Annotated in this window: 18 protein-coding genes and 1 tRNA gene; 7 read left to right on the top strand and 12 right to left on the bottom strand. The window is 40.0% G+C overall.

The window, feature by feature from the left end; genetic code table 11:
• Window positions 1-51: 51 nt before the first annotated feature.
• A complete protein-coding gene (gene rnt, locus CWB75_RS16130; RefSeq protein WP_109874316.1) occupies window positions 52-726 on the bottom strand; it encodes a ribonuclease T in 675 nt (224 codons plus the stop codon).
• Window positions 727-931: 205 nt separating this feature from the next.
• Between rnt and CWB75_RS16125 the strand changes: the two genes are divergently transcribed.
• Together CWB75_RS16125 and CWB75_RS16120 are read left to right on the top strand one after the other, a co-directional pair.
• Entirely contained in the window at window positions 932-1,810 is an 879-nt protein-coding gene (locus CWB75_RS16125; protein WP_055013010.1) for a flagellar protein MotY, read from the top strand.
• 303 nt (window positions 1,811-2,113) lie between these two features.
• Window positions 2,114-3,316, top strand: coding sequence for an aromatic amino acid transport family protein (locus CWB75_RS16120; protein WP_082424814.1), 1,203 nt, complete (start codon window positions 2,114-2,116; stop codon window positions 3,314-3,316).
• Between the two features lie 76 nt (window positions 3,317-3,392).
• On the opposite strand, the gene ggt is transcribed toward CWB75_RS16120, so the two are convergent.
• A complete protein-coding gene (ggt, locus tag CWB75_RS16115) occupies window positions 3,393-5,057 on the bottom strand; it encodes a gamma-glutamyltransferase (RefSeq protein WP_138571179.1) in 1,665 nt (554 codons plus the stop codon).
• A gap of 109 nt (window positions 5,058-5,166) precedes the next feature.
• Window positions 5,167-5,712 (bottom strand): GNAT family N-acetyltransferase, encoded by a 546-nt coding sequence (locus CWB75_RS16110; protein ID WP_138571178.1) that lies wholly within the window; start codon window positions 5,710-5,712, stop codon window positions 5,167-5,169.
• Between the two features lie 49 nt (window positions 5,713-5,761).
• On the opposite strand from CWB75_RS16110, the gene CWB75_RS16105 reads away from it, so the two are divergent.
• Window positions 5,762-6,127 carry a hypothetical protein gene (locus tag CWB75_RS16105; RefSeq protein ID WP_010388018.1) on the top strand — a complete coding sequence of 122 codons (366 nt, stop codon included), beginning with the start codon at window positions 5,762-5,764 and terminating at the stop codon, window positions 6,125-6,127.
• Window positions 6,128-6,198: 71 nt separating this feature from the next.
• On the opposite strand, the gene CWB75_RS16100 is transcribed toward CWB75_RS16105, so the two are convergent.
• A complete protein-coding gene (locus tag CWB75_RS16100) occupies window positions 6,199-8,421 on the bottom strand; it encodes a TonB-dependent receptor (protein ID WP_010388016.1) in 2,223 nt (740 codons plus the stop codon).
• Window positions 8,422-8,795: 374 nt separating this feature from the next.
• Here CWB75_RS16100 and CWB75_RS16095 point away from each other — a divergent pair, with 374 nt between their 5' ends.
• The 3 genes from CWB75_RS16095 to CWB75_RS16085 all read left to right on the top strand — a co-directional run bounded on the left by CWB75_RS16095 (window position 8,796) and on the right by CWB75_RS16085 (window position 11,199).
• Window positions 8,796-9,392 carry a LuxR C-terminal-related transcriptional regulator gene (locus tag CWB75_RS16095; protein ID WP_138571177.1) on the top strand — a complete coding sequence of 199 codons (597 nt, stop codon included), beginning with the start codon at window positions 8,796-8,798 and terminating at the stop codon, window positions 9,390-9,392.
• A gap of 241 nt (window positions 9,393-9,633) precedes the next feature.
• Entirely contained in the window at window positions 9,634-10,779 is a 1,146-nt protein-coding gene (locus CWB75_RS16090) for a porin (RefSeq protein WP_010388012.1), read from the top strand.
• A 12-nt stretch (window positions 10,780-10,791) separates the two neighbouring features.
• Window positions 10,792-11,199, top strand: a complete 408-nt coding sequence (locus CWB75_RS16085; RefSeq protein WP_138571197.1) for a type 2 periplasmic-binding domain-containing protein — start codon at window positions 10,792-10,794, stop codon at window positions 11,197-11,199.
• A 106-nt stretch (window positions 11,200-11,305) separates the two neighbouring features.
• On the opposite strand, the gene CWB75_RS16080 is transcribed toward CWB75_RS16085, so the two are convergent.
• From CWB75_RS16080 to rlmE, 8 genes are all read right to left on the bottom strand, one after another.
• Window positions 11,306-12,934, bottom strand: a complete 1,629-nt coding sequence (locus CWB75_RS16080) for a methyl-accepting chemotaxis protein (protein WP_054201677.1) — start codon at window positions 12,932-12,934, stop codon at window positions 11,306-11,308.
• Window positions 12,935-13,184: 250 nt separating this feature from the next.
• A tRNA-Leu gene (locus CWB75_RS16075) sits at window positions 13,185-13,269 on the bottom strand.
• Between the two features lie 76 nt (window positions 13,270-13,345).
• Complete coding sequence (gene secG, locus CWB75_RS16070) at window positions 13,346-13,699, bottom strand: preprotein translocase subunit SecG (protein WP_010388009.1); 354 nt, start codon at window positions 13,697-13,699, stop codon at window positions 13,346-13,348.
• A 1-nt stretch (window position 13,700) separates the two neighbouring features.
• Window positions 13,701-14,450 carry a triose-phosphate isomerase gene (gene tpiA / locus CWB75_RS16065; RefSeq protein ID WP_054201678.1) on the bottom strand — a complete coding sequence of 250 codons (750 nt, stop codon included), beginning with the start codon at window positions 14,448-14,450 and terminating at the stop codon, window positions 13,701-13,703.
• 72 nt (window positions 14,451-14,522) lie between these two features.
• Entirely contained in the window at window positions 14,523-15,872 is a 1,350-nt protein-coding gene (gene glmM / locus CWB75_RS16060) for a phosphoglucosamine mutase (RefSeq protein WP_138571176.1), read from the bottom strand.
• Window positions 15,872-16,717 (bottom strand): dihydropteroate synthase, encoded by an 846-nt coding sequence (folP, locus tag CWB75_RS16055; RefSeq protein WP_138571175.1) that lies wholly within the window; start codon window positions 16,715-16,717, stop codon window positions 15,872-15,874. Before folP ends, glmM begins: the two co-directional genes overlap by 1 nt.
• Window positions 16,718-16,928: 211 nt before the next feature.
• Window positions 16,929-18,902, bottom strand: coding sequence for an ATP-dependent zinc metalloprotease FtsH (gene ftsH, locus CWB75_RS16050; protein ID WP_054201681.1), 1,974 nt, complete (start codon window positions 18,900-18,902; stop codon window positions 16,929-16,931).
• Between the two features lie 66 nt (window positions 18,903-18,968).
• Window positions 18,969-19,598, bottom strand: coding sequence for a 23S rRNA (uridine(2552)-2'-O)-methyltransferase RlmE (gene rlmE, locus CWB75_RS16045; protein ID WP_010388002.1), 630 nt, complete (start codon window positions 19,596-19,598; stop codon window positions 18,969-18,971).
• Between the two features lie 88 nt (window positions 19,599-19,686).
• Here rlmE and yhbY point away from each other — a divergent pair, with 88 nt between their 5' ends.
• Window positions 19,687-19,983 (top strand): ribosome assembly RNA-binding protein YhbY, encoded by a 297-nt coding sequence (gene yhbY, locus CWB75_RS16040; RefSeq protein WP_008112687.1) that lies wholly within the window; start codon window positions 19,687-19,689, stop codon window positions 19,981-19,983.
• Window positions 19,984-20,020 lie beyond the last annotated feature (37 nt).

Raw genomic sequence — 20,020 nt, 5'->3', positions numbered from 1 at the left:
AAGACTGACTCAGCCCCACAAAGTAAGTATTCACTATTATGAGCTGAGTTTCTAATCTTGGTTGTTTGCTTCGTCTTCGCTCTGTTGTGTTTCGTCTACAGCAAGTGGCCAACCACCTAGTTGCTGCCAACGATTAACAATTAAACAGTACAGTTCAGCAGTACGTTCTGTATCGTATAACGCAGAGTGTGCTTGTTTATTATCAAACTCTATCCCTGCTGCGCGACACGCTTTAGCTAGTACCGTTTGCCCTAATGCCAAACCAGCAAGTGATGTGGTATCAAAACTAACAAACGGATGAAATGGTGTGCGCTTGATATTATTACGCTCAATAGCCGCATTTAAAAAGCCGTGATCAAAAGCGGCATTATGAGCAACGACCACAGAGCGCTGGCACCCTGCAGCTTTTTGCGCTTTGCGCACTACTTTACAAATTTCTTTAATCGCCTCTTCTTCAGGGACTGCCCCTCTCAGTGCTGAAAAAGGCTCAATCCCATTAAACTCAATGGCAGCTTGCTCAATGTTTGCACCCTCAAACGGTTGCACATGAAAATGAACGGTATGATCGATACTAAGCAGTCCTTCGTCATCCATTTTTAAAACGGATGCTGCAATTTCTAGTAATGCGTCGGTTTCTTTGTTAAAACCGGCGGTTTCAACATCAATAACCACTGGAAAAAAGCCACGAAAGCGTTGTGCGAAAAGTGTTTGCTCAGTATTTGCCATAGTATTCTTGGTTTATAGGGATTAGCTGTCTATTATGTCAAAATTGATGGCCTGTCGGCTAGGGGATTTATTGATTAATTACAGTTAAACTATAGGCATGTTACTTGCTTAGTAATTAGCGTTTACGCTGAATTATTTGCTGTTGCGTAATATTTTACGGTTTTTGTCACTTTTTTGGCAGAGCTAGATAACTGGAGAATTCTCGATGAAGTGTAAGTTGTTATTTATTAGCCTAGGCATTAGTAGTGTGCTGTATAGTTTGAATACAACTGCAGCAATGCGCCAGTACACGGCTAACCAAGATAATTCAAATTGGAACTTGGTTAAAACAACTCGCTTGCAATGCCAATTAAATCATGAAGTTCCCTACTATGGTGAAGCTGTTTTTAAAGCATCAGCCAGTAAAAACAAAGATCTCACTTTTAATTTAGACATGGTCGTGCGCCCAGAAAATTACGCGATTGCCGGTTTAAAAGCGGTACCACCTAGCTGGCGAGCAGGCCGCCCTGCCCGTGATATTGCTGATATGAAATTACTTAAAAAGTTTGATGGTGAATTAGGCAATAAAACAGCATGGGAAATGCTGACTGAGCTTGAAAAAGGCAACCAACCCACTTTTTACTACCAGGACTGGCAAAATAGTGCCGATAAAATTGCCGTGGGTATGTCTAATGTTAATTTTAAGCAAGCGTATTGGGCGTTTTTACAATGCCGAGACGAATTGCTGCCATACAATTTTGAAGATATTTCGTTCACTATAATGAATTATGAATCGAATAGCAGTAAGTTAACCAAGTCATCGCAGCAGCGCCTCGATAAAATTGCTGAATATTTAAAAAACGACCCGAGTATAGAATCAATCAATATTGCATCGTACACCGATAGTTATGGCGGTCGCTGGAATAACCTCGATTTATCTAGAACCCGTGCTAAGGCGATTAAAGATTACATGGTTGGCTTAGGCGTTGATGAAGCTAAAGTGGTTACTGAAGGTTTTGGTGAAAAACGCTTTGTAGATACCAATGACAATATTTTAGGCCGAGATAAAAACCGCCGCTTGGTGATTCAAATAGCAAAAATGTAAGTTAAGCTCCCTCCTTTAATGGCCGAATGTGTAATTTAAGCACTTTCGGTCAATACCTATCAATTTAATCATGCCTCTATTGTGAAAAACCAATACTCTAACCATTTAGTTATTAACATTTGGCTTTTTATTTTTTCATTTATATTAATAAGTTAAATTTCATTTTTTAATGATTTTGGCTTTTTTAATACAGTTGTAAATAGAAGATTACATTTTATTTTGTCTCTTTTATGACAAAACTATTTAAGTTTTGCACAACTAGTTATATCTTGCGTGTCTCTCACGTTTGATCAGGATCATTAAGTGCTTAAAAATAAAACAATAGGTAGCATGTTAATTGTTGCAGGAACTACCATAGGCGCGGGTATGCTTGCCCTACCAATCGCCTCTGCGGGGCTCGGGTTTAATACGGCAATGGTGTTAATTGTCGGCTGTTGGTTACTAATGACCTACACTGCATTACTTATGTTGGAGCTGCACCAATATGCCCCTCGCGATGCGACTTTAAATACACTGGCTAAGCTTTGGCTTGGTAAACGTGGCCAGTATGTAGCTAACTTTTCGATGATATTCTTATTTTATGCACTGTGCGCTGCTTACATAGCCGGTGGTGGTGCTCAGCTACAAGAGCGCATTAATACTGGGTTTAATCTTAGTATTGCTCCACAATTAGGCTCCGTTATTTTAGCCGTATTGATTGCAGGTGTGGTGACTTTAGGCACTAGTAAAGTTGATAAGCTTAACCGAGTACTATTTAGTGTAAAAATAGTAGTTTTGGCTAGCTTGTTTTATATGCTAACACCTTATGTACATGGCCAACACTTATTGGAAATGCCTGTTGAGCAGGGGCTGATACTGTCGGCTATCCCGGTGGTATTCACCTCTTTTGGTTTTCATGGCTCAATTCCTTCTATTGTTAAATATGTCGGGCTTGATATAAAAACCTTGCGCAAGGTTATGATTGCAGGCGCCTCTTTACCACTGGTTATTTATGTATTTTGGCAAGTATTAAGCCAAGGCATAATGAGCCAAGATCAATTACTACAAAGCGAAGGGTTAACTGGGTTTGTAGCCAGTGTGGCCAATATTGCCAATAACGCCAATGTTTCTACTGCGGTTAAACTCTTTGCCGACTTAGCTCTAGCAACGTCATTTTTAGGGGTAAGCTTGGGGTTATTTGACTTTTTTGCTGACACATTCAAAAAAGCAGACACGGGGGCTGATAGAATTAAAACAGCACTTATTACTTTTGTTCCTCCTCTTGGATTTGCTTTATTTTACCCGCAAGGATTTATTATGGCATTAGGCTATGCAGCCATTGCTTTGGTTATATTGGCAGTATTTTTACCTGTTAGCATGGTGTACAAGCAGCGTCAGGGGATTGAAAAAGAAGGCTATAAAGTACGCAGTGGTAATATTGGTTTGGCCATAGCCGCTTTGTGTGGTATTTCAATTATTAGCGCACAATGCCTGCAAATGGCAGGACTTATACCGGCTATAGGCTAGCCCCTATAGTTGTTCTAATGTGTGCACCCCAATGATGGTTTTGGGGTGCATACCATTCAAACGTCAATTGTTAACGTTAAAATACTATCGCTTGCCCTCTTCCGCTTTGTTCAGACGCCGCATCTAATTTGCCATCATTATTGATAATCACATGCATATCACCAAAGTGACGCTCATCCACTGTATAACCCATTTTTATTAGCTGTTGCTTTACTGAGGACTCCAAACCCGAGTGCGCTCTAATCACATTTTTAGGCCATAACTGATGGTGAAAACGCGGGCTATTTACTACTTCATTTGCGCTCATATTAAATTCAATCGCATTGAGTATTGATTGATACACTGAACTAATAATTGTGGTGCCTCCAGGCGACCCTGTTACCATTTTCACCTTGTTATTACTGAGTAAAATGGTTGGAGTCATAGAGCTTAACATACGTTTATGTGGCTGAATTTCATTCGCTTTTCCGCCAATGGCGCCAAATACATTCATAACCCCGGGCTTAGCGCTAAAGTCATCCATTTCATCATTTAAAATAAAGCCAGCACCTTCTACGACTACGCCACTACCAAACCCTAAATTGATGGTGGTGGTATTAGCAACGGCATTCCCCATGTTATCAATAATAGAAAAGTGAGTGGTTTGTTCGCTTTCTTTTAAACCCGGTTTAATATTTTCAGTGGTAGAAATGGCCTTTAAATCTATACTATTGCTGCGGTTTTTAAGATAGTTTTCTGCAAGTAACTTAGCTGTAGGCACTTGGTAAAAATCAGGATCGCCTAAGTATTCTGCCCTATCAGCAAACACTCGCTTACCTATTTCAGCAAGTAAGTGCACATACCCAACTGAATTATGTGATGGTGCAGCTATGGGCTTTTTAAGCTCATACATTTTAAGCCATTGTAATATAGCAATACCGCCGGAGCTTGGTGGCGGTGAAGTAAGCACTTGATAGCCGTTCCAGTTAGCTTTTATAGGAGTACGAGACTTTGCGCGGTAATTTTTTAAATCGTCTTGAGTAATAATACCGCCATGTTGCTTCATAAAGTTTGCGATGATCGTTGCAGTTTCACCTTGATAAAAACCATCTTGGCCATTATCGCGAATGCGTTTGAGTGTCGCTGCAAGCTCAGGTTGTTTAAAAAGCTTACCTGATGTAGCGCCTGCAAAATAACTGACAAAGTTTACTTTAATATTTTTATTGTTTAGGTGCTCTATGTAGCCCTTAATTAACTGAGCCAACTTTTCGGGCACCACGAAACCTTGCTCAGCTAATGTAACCGCAGGTTGTACTAAGGTTTTCCAAGGAAGTGTGCCATGCTTCTTATGTGCTAGCCACATACCAGCAACACTCCCAGGTACGCCACTGGCATGAATACCATAAATAGATTTATTAGCAATAACTTGCCCTTGCGCGTCTAAATACATATCACGATGTGCGGCGTTCGGTGCAGTTTCACGGTAATCTATAAAATCACCTTGGCCATCCTTATGAATAAGCATAAACCCACCGCCGCCAATATTACCCGCCTCGGGAAGCGTAACGGCCAATACAAACTGTGCTGCAATGGCTGCATCAACCGCGTTCCCCCCCTGTTCTAACACAGCTTTTGCAGCATGTGCACTAAAAGTGTCAGGCATGGCAACGGCACTCTGTTTAGCCGCTACATTAAAAACACATAACTGTATTACCACAATACTACTGATAATTAGCTTGCTTGGTGAAAAAAGTGCTCCCATCCCATATCCTTAGGTTATTTTTATACATTGATGGCAAACATTAATGCATAGTAACAAACATCAGGTCAATATTTAGATGCTACATTTTTAAGGCTTAGGAAGTTTTAGCTCAACTGCACGGCTTTGAATAAAGCGCAGCAGTTAAGTTTGAGCCATCATCAGTATGAATATAATAGTGCTGTAGCTGCATACCGAGCTTTTTCATGATGTTAATTGAGCCAACGTTGGCGGTCAGCGCTGTGGCACTGATTGCCTTTACTTGCGACTGTTTTTCAATCGTTGAGCAAATCGCTTGTGCCGCCTCAATTGCATAACCCTTACCCCAACTCGCTCGTTTAAACCGCCAGCCTACTTCAATATCACTAAAGTCAGGCGTATCTGAAAAAAAGCCCATCGGCCGAACAAGCACCCAGCCAATAAAAGTATTACTTTCACGCAGAGTTACTTGCCATAGTCCCCAACCTTGTTGCTCATTGCGATAAGCGAGCATTCTTGGAATGGCTTTCATTTTTATCTCTTCAAGAGTGGTAGGTTTACCTTGAGTCAAATACTGCATAACGGCTGGGTCTTGATCGAGCTCATATAATTGCTGCCAATCATTTTCGTCCATTAATTTAAAACTTAATCGTGTTGTTACAGCTATGTTCATTTTCATTGTTGTATAGTTACCTCTGAAATATATTTTTCACTAAAGGAGATAGTCAATGAAGAAATTAGCAGGTTTAGCATTATTAGGCACTTTAATTACACTAACAGGGTGTGAAGATGCCAACGAAGTGAAACAAGACGCCAAACAAACGAGCGCTGAAGTTCAAGAAAAGCTAAACGAAACGTGGAACGACGTTAAAGAAAAAACCAATGAGCTTAAAAATGACGAGTCATTAAATGAGCTACTCGAAGAGAGTAAAGCGATGGGCTTAGACATGTACGATGACGGCAAAGAAGTAGCTGTTGATGCATGGATCAAAAGCAAAGAAGCGGCTGGCGAGCTAACTGAAAAAACTAAGCAAAAAGCACGTGAAATTGCGGCAGAAATTGAGCAAGCACGTGAAGAGCATAAAGAAGGTTAATTATTTTTAACCATAAAAAAAGGTAAGCCATGGCTTACCTTTTTTGTTTTATTTTTAGAGCAAGTTATAGATTATAGTTCAAAGTCTTTTTTGAATTTTAAACCAAACTCACTACGATCATTGCTGCGCATTACGCCAACAAAGCCAGTTTGCTGCAGGCGACCTACATCGTAAACTTCGTTTAATACGTTCTCACCATATAACGTTACTTCCATATCGCCGTATGGATTAGTGTAAGAAATATTAAAACCAACTAGCTCACGCGAATCAATCGTTTCACTTTTATTGAAAACTGACTGACCTTGCATTTCGCTACGGTACGAGTAGTTTGCATTTAATGCAACAGTGCCACCATTGCTTAAATCAACAAAGTAAGATGGAGCAACCATCACTGTCCAACGAGGTGTCAGTGCTGGTGAGTCACCTTTACCAATACCTTGTACACCCTCAGCCACTTCTGTAATTTCAGAATCTAAATAACCTACTGCAGTGCGAATAGTAAAGTCGTCGGTTAGTGCAATTGTGGTTTCAAGCTCAATACCTTGCGCTTTAGACTGGCCTGCATTTTCAACGATAGTTACAAAGCCACCGCCCGCGGTTGGATCTGAGAATGGCAATGCTAAATCAGTGTAGTCAGTAACAAACATTGCAAGCATCATAGATACATTTTCATGTACCTGGCCTTTTAAACCAATCTCGTAGTTAACTGCTTTGGTTTCATCAAACGATACAAACTGATCCGGACCACCAAATGGGCGCGGTGGAAAGCCACCTGTTTGGTAACCTTTTTGCACTTGACCGTAGACATTCATATTATTGCTAAGCTGGTATGAAGCATTAATGTCCCATGTTACTGCATTAAAGTCTGCACTAATGTCCTTTCGCTCAGGGAAGGTTGGGAAAATAGCATTCGCATCTTTTTTATCTTCTGAGTAACGAAGACCACCGCCGATTGTTAAATCATCAGTTAAATCGTAACTACCGTTGATGTAAGCTGCGTATGAGTTTGTTTCTTGATTGATTTCAAAAAAGCCAAAACCACCAAATGACGGAGTAACACCATCATTCAATAGACCATTTGGCGTGTTAAATGGGCTAAATACAAAATCTTCTGAGCGAGTAAAACCATCTTCATTAAAGAAGTATAGACCCGATACAAAGTCCATCTTATCAAACGTTGCGTTTAGCTGAACTTCAAAAGAGTATTGATCTGCACCGCCTACTTCTGGGAACTCAGATAAGTTAAGTGGTGATGCATCATCATCTAAGCCACCTTCATACTCAGAAGTACGGTAGCTTGAAATAAACTTAGCTGTATACGTGTTATTAATGGCCCAGTCAGCTGTAAATGACGTGCCCCAACCAGAATATGAAGTTGACTCAATACCTGCAACCGTTGTGCCTAAATCATCAGGGTTTTGAGGAATTAAGTCTTCAGTTAATAATGGGAAATCGCCATTAAAGACATCATTTGAATCTAATGAATCTGTCAGTTCAATAGTATAAGGCGATTGACCTGACTCATTATCAACGCCATCTAGCGAGAAGGTAAACGCTAAATCACTGGTTGCTTCGTATTTAAGTGCGATACGACCACTAAACTCTTGCTCTTCACCAATTTCTTTTTCAGGGTTAGCTAAGTTTACCGCTGTACCTACCCCATTACGTTGTTTGTATGACGCACTTGCTGACATGCTTAGATCGTTAGTTAGTGCATTATTAAAGTAAATATCACCCGCAACTCGACCACGACTGCCCACTTTAGCGGTTGTTGTTAGAATACCTTCATCACCAGGTTGTTTAGTAATTACGTTTACTGCACCACCTAATGTGTTACGGCCATAAAGTGTGCCTTGTGGCCCACGTAGAACTTCAACTCGCTCTACATTAGGAAGTGATAAGTTAGACCCCATTTGGCGACCTAAGTAAACACCATCTAGGTAAACACCTACGCCTGGATCGGTTGTTATAATGTGATCTTGCAAACCAATACCACGAATAAACACTGAGGCATGTGCTGCATTACCAACACCATAACGAGTAATGTTTAAGTTAGGAACGTATTTACCAATATCTTCTAAGTTACCCATATTGGCTTTATCAATAAGGTTAGCACCTATTGATGTAATCGCAGTTGGAGATTCGAACAAGCTCTCTGTACGTTTACGAGCTGTCACTTCAATTTTTTCAAACGCGTCTTGTTTGGCTGTCGTTTTAGCTTCTTGTGCATTTGCGGAAGTTGTTAGGGCTGCAATAACCGCTAAACTTAACTGTGAGAGGGTGCGTAATTTCAAGGTTTTCTCCAAAGGGTATTAATTTAATTATGCGTTATGCTGTGTAAACATAAATTGTAGGCATAAAAAAAGATGCTTTAGATGCATCTTTCCTCTGGGAGTGTATTGTATTACATAAAAGTTACAATATGTATATTTAACTTTAGTTTAAGCAAAAAAAATTAATTTTTAACTTTTTAACCTAAACTAATTATCTAAACAATGACGCAGTTCTAATTTAAATTAAGACTTTAATACTAACCACCACCGATATTGCTCATTAATCACACAGCCGGTTTATTGTAAAAAACACATTAAAGCTACTTGAAGTTATGACAATATCCAAAGACCCTTTATATTTAAATATTAAGCAAAACCATTTTTAGGTGAAAAGCATGACAAAAAAACAGAACACGCAATCAGCAAACATGCTTTTTAATAACACCCCCTACAATCCGTTATTTTTTACAACATTAAATAGCGACATATTGTTAGTCAGCTATTCAGCACTCAATACGCTTACAAATTACGAACTTCTGAGCCATTTTATACAAATCAATAATTATCAGGGATTGGTTATTTTTAATATTCCTAAAGATACTGATGTTATTTCACTAAAAGAATGGCCAAACTTAAAAGGTCTTTTTTATCAAGACACCAATGAAGAGCTATTCAACAGGGGGTTAGATGCAATTACACAAGGAGAGTTGTGGTTTCCACGCACAATCAGTGATATTTGGATGCGCCAAATGCTCGATACAGAGCAAAAAAATGCTTTGCAAACAAGTAACCTAACCGATAAAGAAATTAAAGTGCTTAACCTACTCTTTAGTGGTCTTCATTCCAGTGCTATTGCTGATAGTTTATTTATAAGTGAAGCTACGGTTAGAGTACACTTACATAAAATTTATAAAAAAATAGCGGTCAAAAATAAACAGCAGGCAATTCGTTGGTGCCAAGATAACCTAAAAAATATAAATACGCGTTCATAACTAAAAAAATAATTACTACTTAATGCGTACTGCAATAAACATAATCCCACCATAAATAACTCAAACAACTCAGTTGGTTACATTACCTTAGATAAAAAAATCCTTAATTTTCAATCACAGCCATGCGTTCTTGTTGCAAAAAAGTAGTGAAAAGTACTTAATTTATTAATTTTAATTAGAAAAAAGTTAATACTCATCTTATACTGCAGCGGGATACACATGAAATTAAATAGGATACACAATGAAAAAACTATCTGTAGCAGTAGCAATTTGTTGCGCACTTGCCACAAGTAACGCGAGTGCTGAAGTTCGTATTAATGGGTTTGCTTCTATTGTCGGTGGTAAGTCGCTCGATAGTGATCAAACGTTATATGGATATGATGATGATATTTCATTTAAAAATGAAAGCGTGTTTGCTCTTCAGCTAACCGCTGACCTGCAAGAGAAGTTATCCGCTACAGCGCAGATAGTGGCTCGCGGCGAAAATGATTTTGACGCCGACTTTGAATGGGCATACTTAACTTATGAGATATCTGACGAATTACAAATCAGTGCTGGTAAAATGCGTGCACCTTTTTATCGCTACTCTGACTTTTTAGATGTTGGCTATACCTACCGCTGGGTGCGCCCACCTCAGTCTGTATATAACTTACCGTTTTCAACCTATGAAGGCCTAAGCTTATTACATACAACTCAACTTGGTGATTGGGACTCTACTCTTCAGGTTATTTACGGCAGCTTCGATGATAACATTGCCGTAGTATCTGTTAACGGTGATACCGAGCTTAACGACATTGCAGGGTTAAACTGGACATTGAGTTACGATTGGTTCAGTGCTCGCGCTGCTTACTTTGTTGCTGAAACAAGTATTGAGATTGAAAATGATACGGCCGAAGGTATGGCGCTTAATGGCTTAGAACAAGCCCTTCGTAACTCAGGTTTTGTTGATCAAGCAAACAGTATTGCTATTGACGAAGACGATGGTGCATTTTTAGCACTTGGCTTTTCAATTGATTACAACAATATCTTGTTCGACGCTGAATACACACAGTTTGAAGTAGATAACAGTGCGCTCGCTAAGCAAACTCAATATTACACATCTTTAGGCTACCGTATGGACGACTGGCTTGTTCATTTAACCTATGAAAACAACGATGATGAGCATGATAGTAATCGTTATAATGCACTACCAAATGTACCGCCGTTAAATGCTGGGCTTAACCAAGTTTTGGAAGGCTCTAAAGCTAAGAGTAATGTATACACGATTGGTGCTCGTTATGACTTCCACCCAATGGCTGCATTTAAAGTAGACTTTAGCCGCCTAAAAGATGATATCTCAAATACTGAAACTGACGTAGTTGCCGTTGGCGTTGATTTAGTATTTTAATTGGAGCGAATGATGAAGAAATTAATTTTAGCCAGTATGCTAACACTATGTAGTACTGCAGCATTTGCTGAAGTTGCAGTAATCGTTAACCCAGCGAATGCCAATGCAGTAAGCCAAGACGATATTAAAAAAATATACCTTGGCAAGAGCAAATCATTTGCTGATGGCACCAAAGTAAACCCTGTTAACCAAAATGGTACTGCGGTAGCTGATGAATTTAACGACAAGCTTGTTGGTAAGTCAGGCAGCCAGTTAAATGCTTATTGGTCAAAACTGGTTTTTACTGGAAAAGGCACACCTCCAGGTAAACTGGATAATGACCAAGCCGTGATTGATTTTGTAGCTGCTAATGCAGATGCGATTGGTTATATCGATAGCGCCAAAGCAAGTGATAAAGTTAAAGTGGTAGGTAAGTATTAATCTGCTAAGTTAAAAATAAAAGCCCGCAATAAATACTTTATTGCGGGCTTTTTTATGCCTATTACATTTTACAACCTTTATAGAACGTTAAAATATATCTTAACGACTACTCATCAATTTTAAACTTAGCAGTTGCATCTAATAAGTTATCTGAAAGGTAATGTAAGTTTTTAGCCACATCTCTTACGGCTTTGAGTGAGCTCATCGTATCTTCGAATGAAACATGCATATTAGACACGTTATCTACAACCATTGCGGCAACTGAGGTTTGCTCTTCAGTTGCTGCTGCTATTTGCGAGTTCATACCATTAATCTCTAGTATTTGCTCGGCTATTTTTTCAATCGAAACACCGGTTTGCTCTGCTGCACTGGCATTATCGGTTGCCATATCTCTTGCAGAGGTCATAGCCGTCACAGATTCATTGGCAGCGACACTTAGCGTACTTAATAACTCACGAATTTCATTGGTTGACTGTGCAGTGCGTGATGCAAGCTCACGGACTTCATCAGCAACCACAGCAAAGCCTCGTCCATGTTCACCCGCGCGTGCAGCTTCTATTGCGGCATTTAGGGCTAATAAGTTTGTTTGCTCGGCAATGGATGTAATCACATTTAGTATTTGCGATACATTTTTAGTGTCATCGGCTAACTTATTAATGGTGTTGGCCGCTATATTAATTTCATCGCTTAGAGTGCGCGATGCGTTAACAGACATTTTTACTTGAGCACGGCTTTGATCTACTTCTTTTTCTGCTGTTTGCACGGCATTAGATGCGCTTGCTGCTGATTGTGAAATATCGCCAACACTTTGCTTCATCTCTTCCATAGACTGTTTAACAACATCGGCATCGGTAGTTTGCTTAGTAGTTGCTCGCTCAGCTCGCTCCATCCCCTGTACAAGACGGGTTGAATTTTCCATTAACGGTTCACATACCGCGATGACTTCTAAAACTGTTTCTCTAAGCAAGCTAATGAATGCATTAAAGTTTATTGATACCTGACCTATTTCATCTTCAGAGTTAACGGCAAGCTTTGTACTTAATGACCCTTTACCACTTGCTAAAAGACTCAGGTTATTAGCGGCATCACTGGCTGATGAACCAATATTACGTGCAATCCAAATAGCCATAAGCAACAACAGTGTTAATGATACAACCGCAACAACCAGCATTAAGTTAAGTGCATCATCTGAGCGTGCTTTTGTATTAGCAACAAGCTGGAAGAAGCGATCATCTGCTTTTTGCTGCGCACTTTTAAAGCTAGTTAAAACAGCTTCATAAAGGCTTGTTTTAAGCTGAGCCTGTTGTTGTATTTTACTAAAATCAGCCGTGCCATTAACCATACCGTTGGCAATCGTTGCAGATATTTTCTCATAATTAGTCAGTCGCGTTTTTGTGTCGCTATTAATATAAGATGCATTAATTGTTTCTATTGCGTCTATATTCATGATGAGCTGCTGGTAAGTTTCACTCGCTTTTGTTACTAAATCTTGCTCGCCAAACGTTACAGCCTGAGTATATAACTCATCTAACTTTTCTAAAATGCTTACATTAGCCAAGGTTAATTTGGCAACTTTATAAGAAGATTTCTCCATTTCATCAAGTGATATGCGATTTTCGTTCATAGCAAAGTAATTAACCAAAACAATTACTAAGAATGCGATTATCGCTATAGATGTAATTGCATGTATTTTTTTAGTAATGCTGAGGTTTTTAAAAGAGAAACCTGAAGCCATATTAATTTACCCCGTTTAATTATCTATAGTTATTATCGGCTTAAGATACAAAAATGTTAACTTTATTTTTAACTTTTGATGCTTTTTATACATAAAGTTAAATATACAGTAGTATTCTTTCATAAACACTTACAATTGAAATATAGAGTGTTCTACTCAATGTTCAACATTAATCCAAAAAGAGTTGTTTAATATTTTAAATTTTAGGCACAAAAAAACCAGTAACATTGCTGTTACTGGTTTTTATATTTGGTGCGGATGGGGGGACTTGAACCCCCACGCCCGAAAGCACTACCCCCTCAAGGTAGCGTGTCTACCAATTCCACCACATCCGCATTTTTTAAGCTATTGCTTAGCGTTAAGTCTTAAAGCTAACTTGAGGAAAGAGAGCAACTTAACAATTTAAACTAATTAATTTGGTACGTCAGAGCTTTGCTCTTTAGTTGATGTTACTGGAACGTCTTCTTCAACTGGCGTTACAGTTTCAACAGCTGGAGCCGCTTCTAAGTTTTCCCATTCGTCAGTCTTTTTGATTTGACCGGCAGTTAGGTTACCTAAAACAATACTTAGCACAAAAAAGATAGTTGCCAGAGTTGTTGTCGTTTTCGTCATAAAGTTACCGGCTCCTGAAGAACCAAAAACAGTAGACGATGCGCCTGCACCAAATGATGAGCCCATGTCAGCACCTTTACCTTGCTGGATCAAAACCATACCAACAAGCGCTAAAGCTACAATTAAATACACTACTAGTAAAATTTCGTACATCTTATACGGTCCCTTTTGCACTATTGCAGATAGCAGTAAATGATTCTGCTTTTAGACTTGCGCCACCAATTAGGCCGCCATCTATATCTGTTTGTGCAAATAATAATTCGCTATTTTTTTCATTTACGCTACCACCATATAAGATGGTTAGCCCTTGTGCTAAATCGCTGTCTAATGAAGCAATTTTGTCACGGATAAATTTGTGAACACTTTGTGCCTGTTCAGGCGATGCAGTCTTACCTGTGCCTATAGCCCAAACGGGCTCATATGCTATCACAGATTCTTTCAGTGCTGCTACACCTAATTTGTTAATTACTGCGTCAATCTGCGCAGCAACTACCTGTTCTGTTTGCCCGTTTTCTTGCTCTGTTTCACTCTCACCTACGCATAATATAGGTGTTAAACCTACTTGTTGGGCGCGAGCAAATTTTGCGGCTACGGTATCGTTACTTTCTTTGTATATACTGCGGCGCTCTGAATGACCGACCAGTACATATTTTGCACCTAGCTGTTTTACCAACTGGGCATCTACTTCACCAGTAAAGGCACCTGGCGTATTCTCTGAAACTGTTTGTGTCCCAGTAGTTACACCACTTGCAATCATTGCTGATATCAGTGGAAACGGAGGAAATAAAACAATGTTTACTTCAGAAGATTTAACATTGTTAATAGCATCAGACAGTTGCTCAACGAGTTCTAATGAACCATTCATTTTCCAATTGCCTGCGACCATCGCCTTGCGTGTTGCCATTTTTCCACTCCACATTAGAAAGCGGGCGAGATATTAACTCGACTCGCCCAAAGTTACAAGAGGTTATTGTTATCAATCAGTTTGTTTGCTCATAGATTCGACAACCGCTGCTATTTTCTGTGCGCTATCGATAACTATTTTTTCTTGTTCTGCTTCAACCATCACCCTTACAACAGGTTCAGTACCTGACTTACGAAGTAATACACGGCCTTTATCTGCTAAGCTTTGCTCTACTTCAGCCACTGCAGCAAGCACTTCTGGCGCTTGAGTTGGATCGGTACCAGCAGTGTATCGCACGTTAATCATTTTCATTGGGTACTTAGTAAATCCAGCGCCTAAATCTTGAAGTGTACGGTTTTGAGCCACCATAGCAGCAAGTACTTGTAAGCTTGAAATAATGCCATCGCCAGTGCTAATTAAGTCTAGATTTAAAACATGACCTGAGCTTTCGCCGCCTATTTTCCAGCCTTTTTGCTGCAGTAGTTCCATCACATAACGGTCACCCACTTTACTGCGAGCAAAAGCAATGTTTTTAGCTTTTAACGCATTTTCAAGGCCCATATTCGACATTACAGTACCAACAACACCACCACCTAGGTTGTCATCTTGAGCGGCTTGGCAAGCAATAATGTAAACTAAATCATCACCATCAAATACGCGGCCATTATGATCAACCATCATTACCCGGTCGCCATCGCCATCATAAGCGATACCTACATCTGCTTTATGCTCAAGTACTTTTTGCTTTAGTGTATCTACGTGAGTTGCACCACATTCATGGTTAATATTAACCCCATTTGGCTCACACGCATGGGTGATCACCTCTGCACCAAGCTCTCGCATAACTGAAGGTGCTATGTGGTAGGTTGCACCGTTGGCGCAATCTAAAACTATTTTTAGCCCTTCTAGTGATAAGCCTTGTGGAAACTGACTTTTACAAAACTCTATATAACGGCCATCAGCGCTTGATAAGCGTGTTGCTTTACCTAGCTTATCAGAGGCTACACAGGTCATTGGTTCGTCAAGCATGGCTTCAATTTGCAGCTCTACAACATCATCTAGCTTTAGGCCTTGGCCATTAAAAAACTTAATGCCGTTATCGTAATAAGGATTATGGGATGCGCTGATCACAATACCCGCTTCTGCGCGAAACGTTTGCGCTAAATACGCAACGGCAGGCGTTGGCATAGGGCCGAGTAAAATAACATCAATGCCGGCAGCAATTAGACCAGACTCTAATGCAGTTTCAAGCATGTAACCAGAAATACGAGTATCTTTACCAATAATGACTTTTTTTGTGCCATGTTGTGATAATACACGCCCTGCAGCCCAACCTAATTTCATTGCAAACTCAGGATTAATAGGCCCTTGACCTACTAAACCACGCACACCGTCTGTGCCAAAATATTTTCTTTCTTGCATTAAAGTACTCCTTGTTTGCAGGCTTGATATACGCCAAGCACGTCTGCAGTTTCTTTTACATCATGCACACGAATAATATGCGCACCGTTTTGTGCTGCTATTAATGCGCCAGCTAAACTACCAGCTAATCTATCTTTTGTATCTCTGTTGAGTAAATTACCAATCATTGACTTACGTGATAACCCCGCAAGCAGCGGTAAGCCAAGCTGCGCATAGTCATTAAATTGAGCCAATATTTGATAATTGTGTTTAAGTGTTTTTCCAAATCCAAAACCAGGGTCTAATATTAACTGGCTTTGTTTTATACCAGCAGCTTCGCATGCGGCGATACGCTGGTTAAAAAAGTCATTTATCTCGCTTGCTAAATCATCATAATGAGGAGCGTTTTGCATACTTCGCGGTTGTCCTTGCATATGCATTAAGCACACGACTACGTCAGGATACTGAGCAACCACCTCTACTGCACCAGGCTCTTGCAGTGCTCGCACATCATTAACAATATCGGCACCTGCTTCAATGGCTTGACGCATGACTTCAGCTTTACTGGTATCGATTGAAATAACGCAATCACTTTGCTTACGAATAGCATTAATAAGTGGGATAACGCGCTGTAGTTCATCTTCAAGGCTGACATCGGGAGCACCCGGGCGTGTAGATTCACCGCCGATATCTAAAATAGTCGCACCCTCATCAAGTAACTGCATCGCATGATTGAGTGCAGCTGTTGTATTAAAAAACTGGCCTCCATCTGAAAATGAATCAGGAGTAACGTTTACTATCCCCATAATAACGGGTTCGCTGAGTTCAAGCACTCGACCACGTGCAAGGTTAATTTTATTATTCATCGCTAACCCTAAAATATGTTTCTGCAGTGTAATACCAACTCGTTATGATACTTAACCATTTTAAGCGAGGAAAGTAGGACGGTAACAAGGCACGGTTTTCCTATCCAAAGTAGCTAACTTTATTAAACGCATTGGTATAATTTATTAATTACAGCAAACTGATACAAAAAAGCCCCGAACTTCGGGGCTTTTGGATGCGTTATTTTAACGATTATTCCGCTTTATCATCAAGGTTTGTTTCATCTTTTTTAGACTCATCTTGTTTAGAGTCGTCGTTTTTAGATTCGCTAGTTGGTTTTTGTATTTCATCAACAGCTTTATCTTTAGAAACATCTTCCTTTTCAGGTTTAGCTTCATGACGGTCATGCGCATCACGTGGTTCACGTACTGGCTGACGCGCCATTAAATCATCAATCTGTTTCGCATCGATAGTTTCATACTTCATCAGTGCATCTTTCATTGCGTGTAAAATATCAATGTTTTCTTTCAATATTGATTCTGCACGTTGATAGTTGCGGTCTGAGAACAAACGCACTTCTGCATCAATTACTTTGGCCGTTTCGTCCGACATGCTCATAGAACGACCACCGCCGCCACCCATGTACATTTCGTTTTGATCTTCAGCGTAAAGTAATGGACCTAGCTTTTCGCTTAAACCCCATTGTGTAACCATTTTGCGAGCAATGTCAGTTGCACGTTCGATATCGTTACTTGCACCTGTAGTTACTTTATCTTCACCATAAATAATGGCTTCTGCAATACGGCCACCATAGAGGCTAGAAATCATAGACTCAAGCAGCTCTTTAGAGTGACTAACACGGTCTTGCTCTGGTAAATACATCGTCACACCCAGCGCACGGCCACGTGGTATAATAGATACTTTATAAACAGGATCGTGCTCAGGCACCATACGACCAACAATGGCATGGCCTGCTTCATGGTAAGCAGTCATTTCTTTTTCTTGCTCACTCATCACCATGGTCTTGCGTTCAGCACCCATCATGATTTTATCTTTTGCAGCGTCAAATTCAGCCATACTAACAACACGTTTATTACCACGTGCTGCATAAAGAGCCGCTTCATTCACTAAGTTAGCAAGATCAGCACCTGAGAAACCAGGTGTACCACGAGCAATCACTGCCGCTTCAACGTTATCACCTAACGGTACTTTACGCATGTGTACTTTTAGAATTTGCTCACGACCACGAATATCTGGTAAGCCAACCACAACTTGACGGTCAAAACGACCAGGGCGAAGTAATGCTGGATCTAGAACATCCGGACGGTTAGTCGCAGCAATAACAATAATACCTTCATTGCCTTCAAAGCCATCCATCTCAACTAGCATTTGGTTAAGCGTTTGCTCACGTTCATCGTGACCGCCGCCCATACCTGCACCACGCTTACGACCTACTGCGTCGATTTCATCGATGAAGATGATACAAGGCGCTGCTTTTTTAGCTTGTTCGAACATGTCACGTACACGTGATGCACCAACACCCACAAACATTTCAACAAAATCAGAACCTGAAATAGTAAAAAACGGTACTTTTGCTTCACCGGCAACCGCCTTCGCAAGTAATGTTTTACCTGTACCAGGAGGGCCAACCATAAGTACGCCCTTAGGAATACTACCGCCTAATTTTTGAAACTTAGAAGGGTCACGTAAAAAGTCCACCAGCTCGGTTACATCGTCTTTGGCTTCATCACAACCTGCTACATCAGCAAAGGTCGTTTTAACTTGATCTTCACTCATTAAGCGGGCTTTACTCTTACCAAATGACATGGCTCCTTTGCCACCGCCACCTTGCATCTGACGCATGAAGAAAATCCACACACCAATTAGCAGTATCATAGGGAACCAAGAAATGAAAATGCTTGCTAAAAACGATTGTTCCTCAGGTTTTACACCTTTGACATTTACATCGCTTTTTAACAAATCATTTAAAATATCTTTATCATAAATCGGCATAATCGTTTGAAAACGCTCGCCACTATTTTTTATGCCAGTAATTGTGCCACTGCCACTTTCAATAGACACTTCTTGTATAGAGCCACTACGGGCATCTTTAACAAATTGACTGTAACTTGTTTGACGATCAACTTGATCGCCGCCATTAAAGCTCTGAAATACTGACATAAGCACAACTGCAATAACCAGCCAGAGTATTAGATTTTTCGCCATATCGCTCAAGGGGTTAACCTCTTGTATCCAATTAATTTAAATTCAACTAAACGCCAAGCAACTGTACTACAGTTTGTATCCAGTCGCTACTATATATACTTCCCGAGAACGGGGACGCGAGGCATCCGGTTTACGTATCTTCACTGCTTTAAAACTATTACGTACATCTTGCAAATACTGATCAAAGCCTTCACCTTGGAATACTTTAACAATAAACGCGCCATTTTTCTTTAAAACTTGGTGACACATATCAAGCGCAAGCTCAACCAAGTACATACTACCGGCCTGATCAACCGAGTTATTACCACTCATGTTAGGTGCCATATCAGACAATACCACATCTACATTTTTACCATCAATGCGTTTTAACAGCGCATCAAGTACAGCTTCTTCACGAAAGTCTCCTTGTAAAAAGTCAACACCCGCTAATGAATCCATAGGTAAAATATCACACGCAACCACTTGGCCTTTGTCACCTACTTTTTCTGCTAAGTATTGTGACCAACTCCCTGGAGCTGCGCCTAAATCAACTACTGTCATTGCTGGACGCAATAACTTATCTCTGTTTTGAATTTCGTCTAATTTGAAAACAGCTCGAGAGCGCCAGCCTTTTTTTTGCGCTTCTTGAACATATTTATCATCAAAATGTTCTTTAAGCCAACGCTGTGAACTGGCTGACTGTTTTTTATTTGTCATAAATTAACACGCAACTAATTAGTAATATTCTCTAGATGGCGTTAGAATACCCTTAATTCAAGCCATATTCAGCAAAATTTGTAATATCATGACATTATCAAACAAACAAAAGCAGTTTTTAAAAGGCCAGGCACATAGCCTTAAGCCTGTAGTTTTACTAGGTTCTAACGGTTTAACCGAAGGCGTAGTAGTTGAAATCCAAAGCGCATTAGAAATTCACGAATTAATTAAAGTGAAAGTGCCAACTGACGATCGTGAAACAAAAAAGCTTATTTTTGATGCCATTGTTCGCGAAACAGGGGCCACCAAATTACAAACAATTGGTCATACGATTGTGCTTTACCGTCAAAGCCCAGAGAAAAAAATTCAGTTACCTCGCGGCTAATAGTCCGTTGTAAAGCTATAAAAAAACCAGCCGCGGC

This window comes from Pseudoalteromonas sp. S1608 (assembly GCF_005887265.1).
Lineage (GTDB): Bacteria > Pseudomonadota > Gammaproteobacteria > Enterobacterales > Alteromonadaceae > Pseudoalteromonas > Pseudoalteromonas undina.
Note: the sequence above shows the minus strand (reverse complement) of the source record. Positions and strands in the feature narration are given on the sequence as shown.

What these genes read in the sequence shown, in the direction of transcription:
- CWB75_RS16095 (WP_138571177.1), top strand. Translation starts at nt 8,796, where the DNA reads ATGACAAAAAAACAGAACACGCAATCAGCAAACATGCTTTTTAATAAC.
- secG (WP_010388009.1), bottom strand. Translation starts at nt 13,699, where the DNA reads ATGTACGAAATTTTACTAGTAGTGTATTTAATTGTAGCTTTAGCGCTT.
- ggt (WP_138571179.1), bottom strand. Translation starts at nt 5,057, where the DNA reads ATGGGAGCACTTTTTTCACCAAGCAAGCTAATTATCAGTAGTATTGTG.
- folP (WP_138571175.1), bottom strand. Translation starts at nt 16,717, where the DNA reads ATGAATAATAAAATTAACCTTGCACGTGGTCGAGTGCTTGAACTCAGC.
- CWB75_RS16090 (WP_010388012.1), top strand. Translation starts at nt 9,634, where the DNA reads ATGAAAAAACTATCTGTAGCAGTAGCAATTTGTTGCGCACTTGCCACA.
- CWB75_RS16125 (WP_055013010.1), top strand. Translation starts at nt 932, where the DNA reads ATGAAGTGTAAGTTGTTATTTATTAGCCTAGGCATTAGTAGTGTGCTG.
- CWB75_RS16110 (WP_138571178.1), bottom strand. Translation starts at nt 5,712, where the DNA reads ATGAAAATGAACATAGCTGTAACAACACGATTAAGTTTTAAATTAATG.
- yhbY (WP_008112687.1), top strand. Translation starts at nt 19,687, where the DNA reads ATGACATTATCAAACAAACAAAAGCAGTTTTTAAAAGGCCAGGCACAT.
- CWB75_RS16080 (WP_054201677.1), bottom strand. Translation starts at nt 12,934, where the DNA reads ATGGCTTCAGGTTTCTCTTTTAAAAACCTCAGCATTACTAAAAAAATA.
- rlmE (WP_010388002.1), bottom strand. Translation starts at nt 19,598, where the DNA reads ATGACAAATAAAAAACAGTCAGCCAGTTCACAGCGTTGGCTTAAAGAA.
- CWB75_RS16105 (WP_010388018.1), top strand. Translation starts at nt 5,762, where the DNA reads ATGAAGAAATTAGCAGGTTTAGCATTATTAGGCACTTTAATTACACTA.
- glmM (WP_138571176.1), bottom strand. Translation starts at nt 15,872, where the DNA reads ATGCAAGAAAGAAAATATTTTGGCACAGACGGTGTGCGTGGTTTAGTA.
- tpiA (WP_054201678.1), bottom strand. Translation starts at nt 14,450, where the DNA reads ATGGCAACACGCAAGGCGATGGTCGCAGGCAATTGGAAAATGAATGGT.
- ftsH (WP_054201681.1), bottom strand. Translation starts at nt 18,902, where the DNA reads ATGGCGAAAAATCTAATACTCTGGCTGGTTATTGCAGTTGTGCTTATG.
- rnt (WP_109874316.1), bottom strand. Translation starts at nt 726, where the DNA reads ATGGCAAATACTGAGCAAACACTTTTCGCACAACGCTTTCGTGGCTTT.
- CWB75_RS16085 (WP_138571197.1), top strand. Translation starts at nt 10,792, where the DNA reads ATGAAGAAATTAATTTTAGCCAGTATGCTAACACTATGTAGTACTGCA.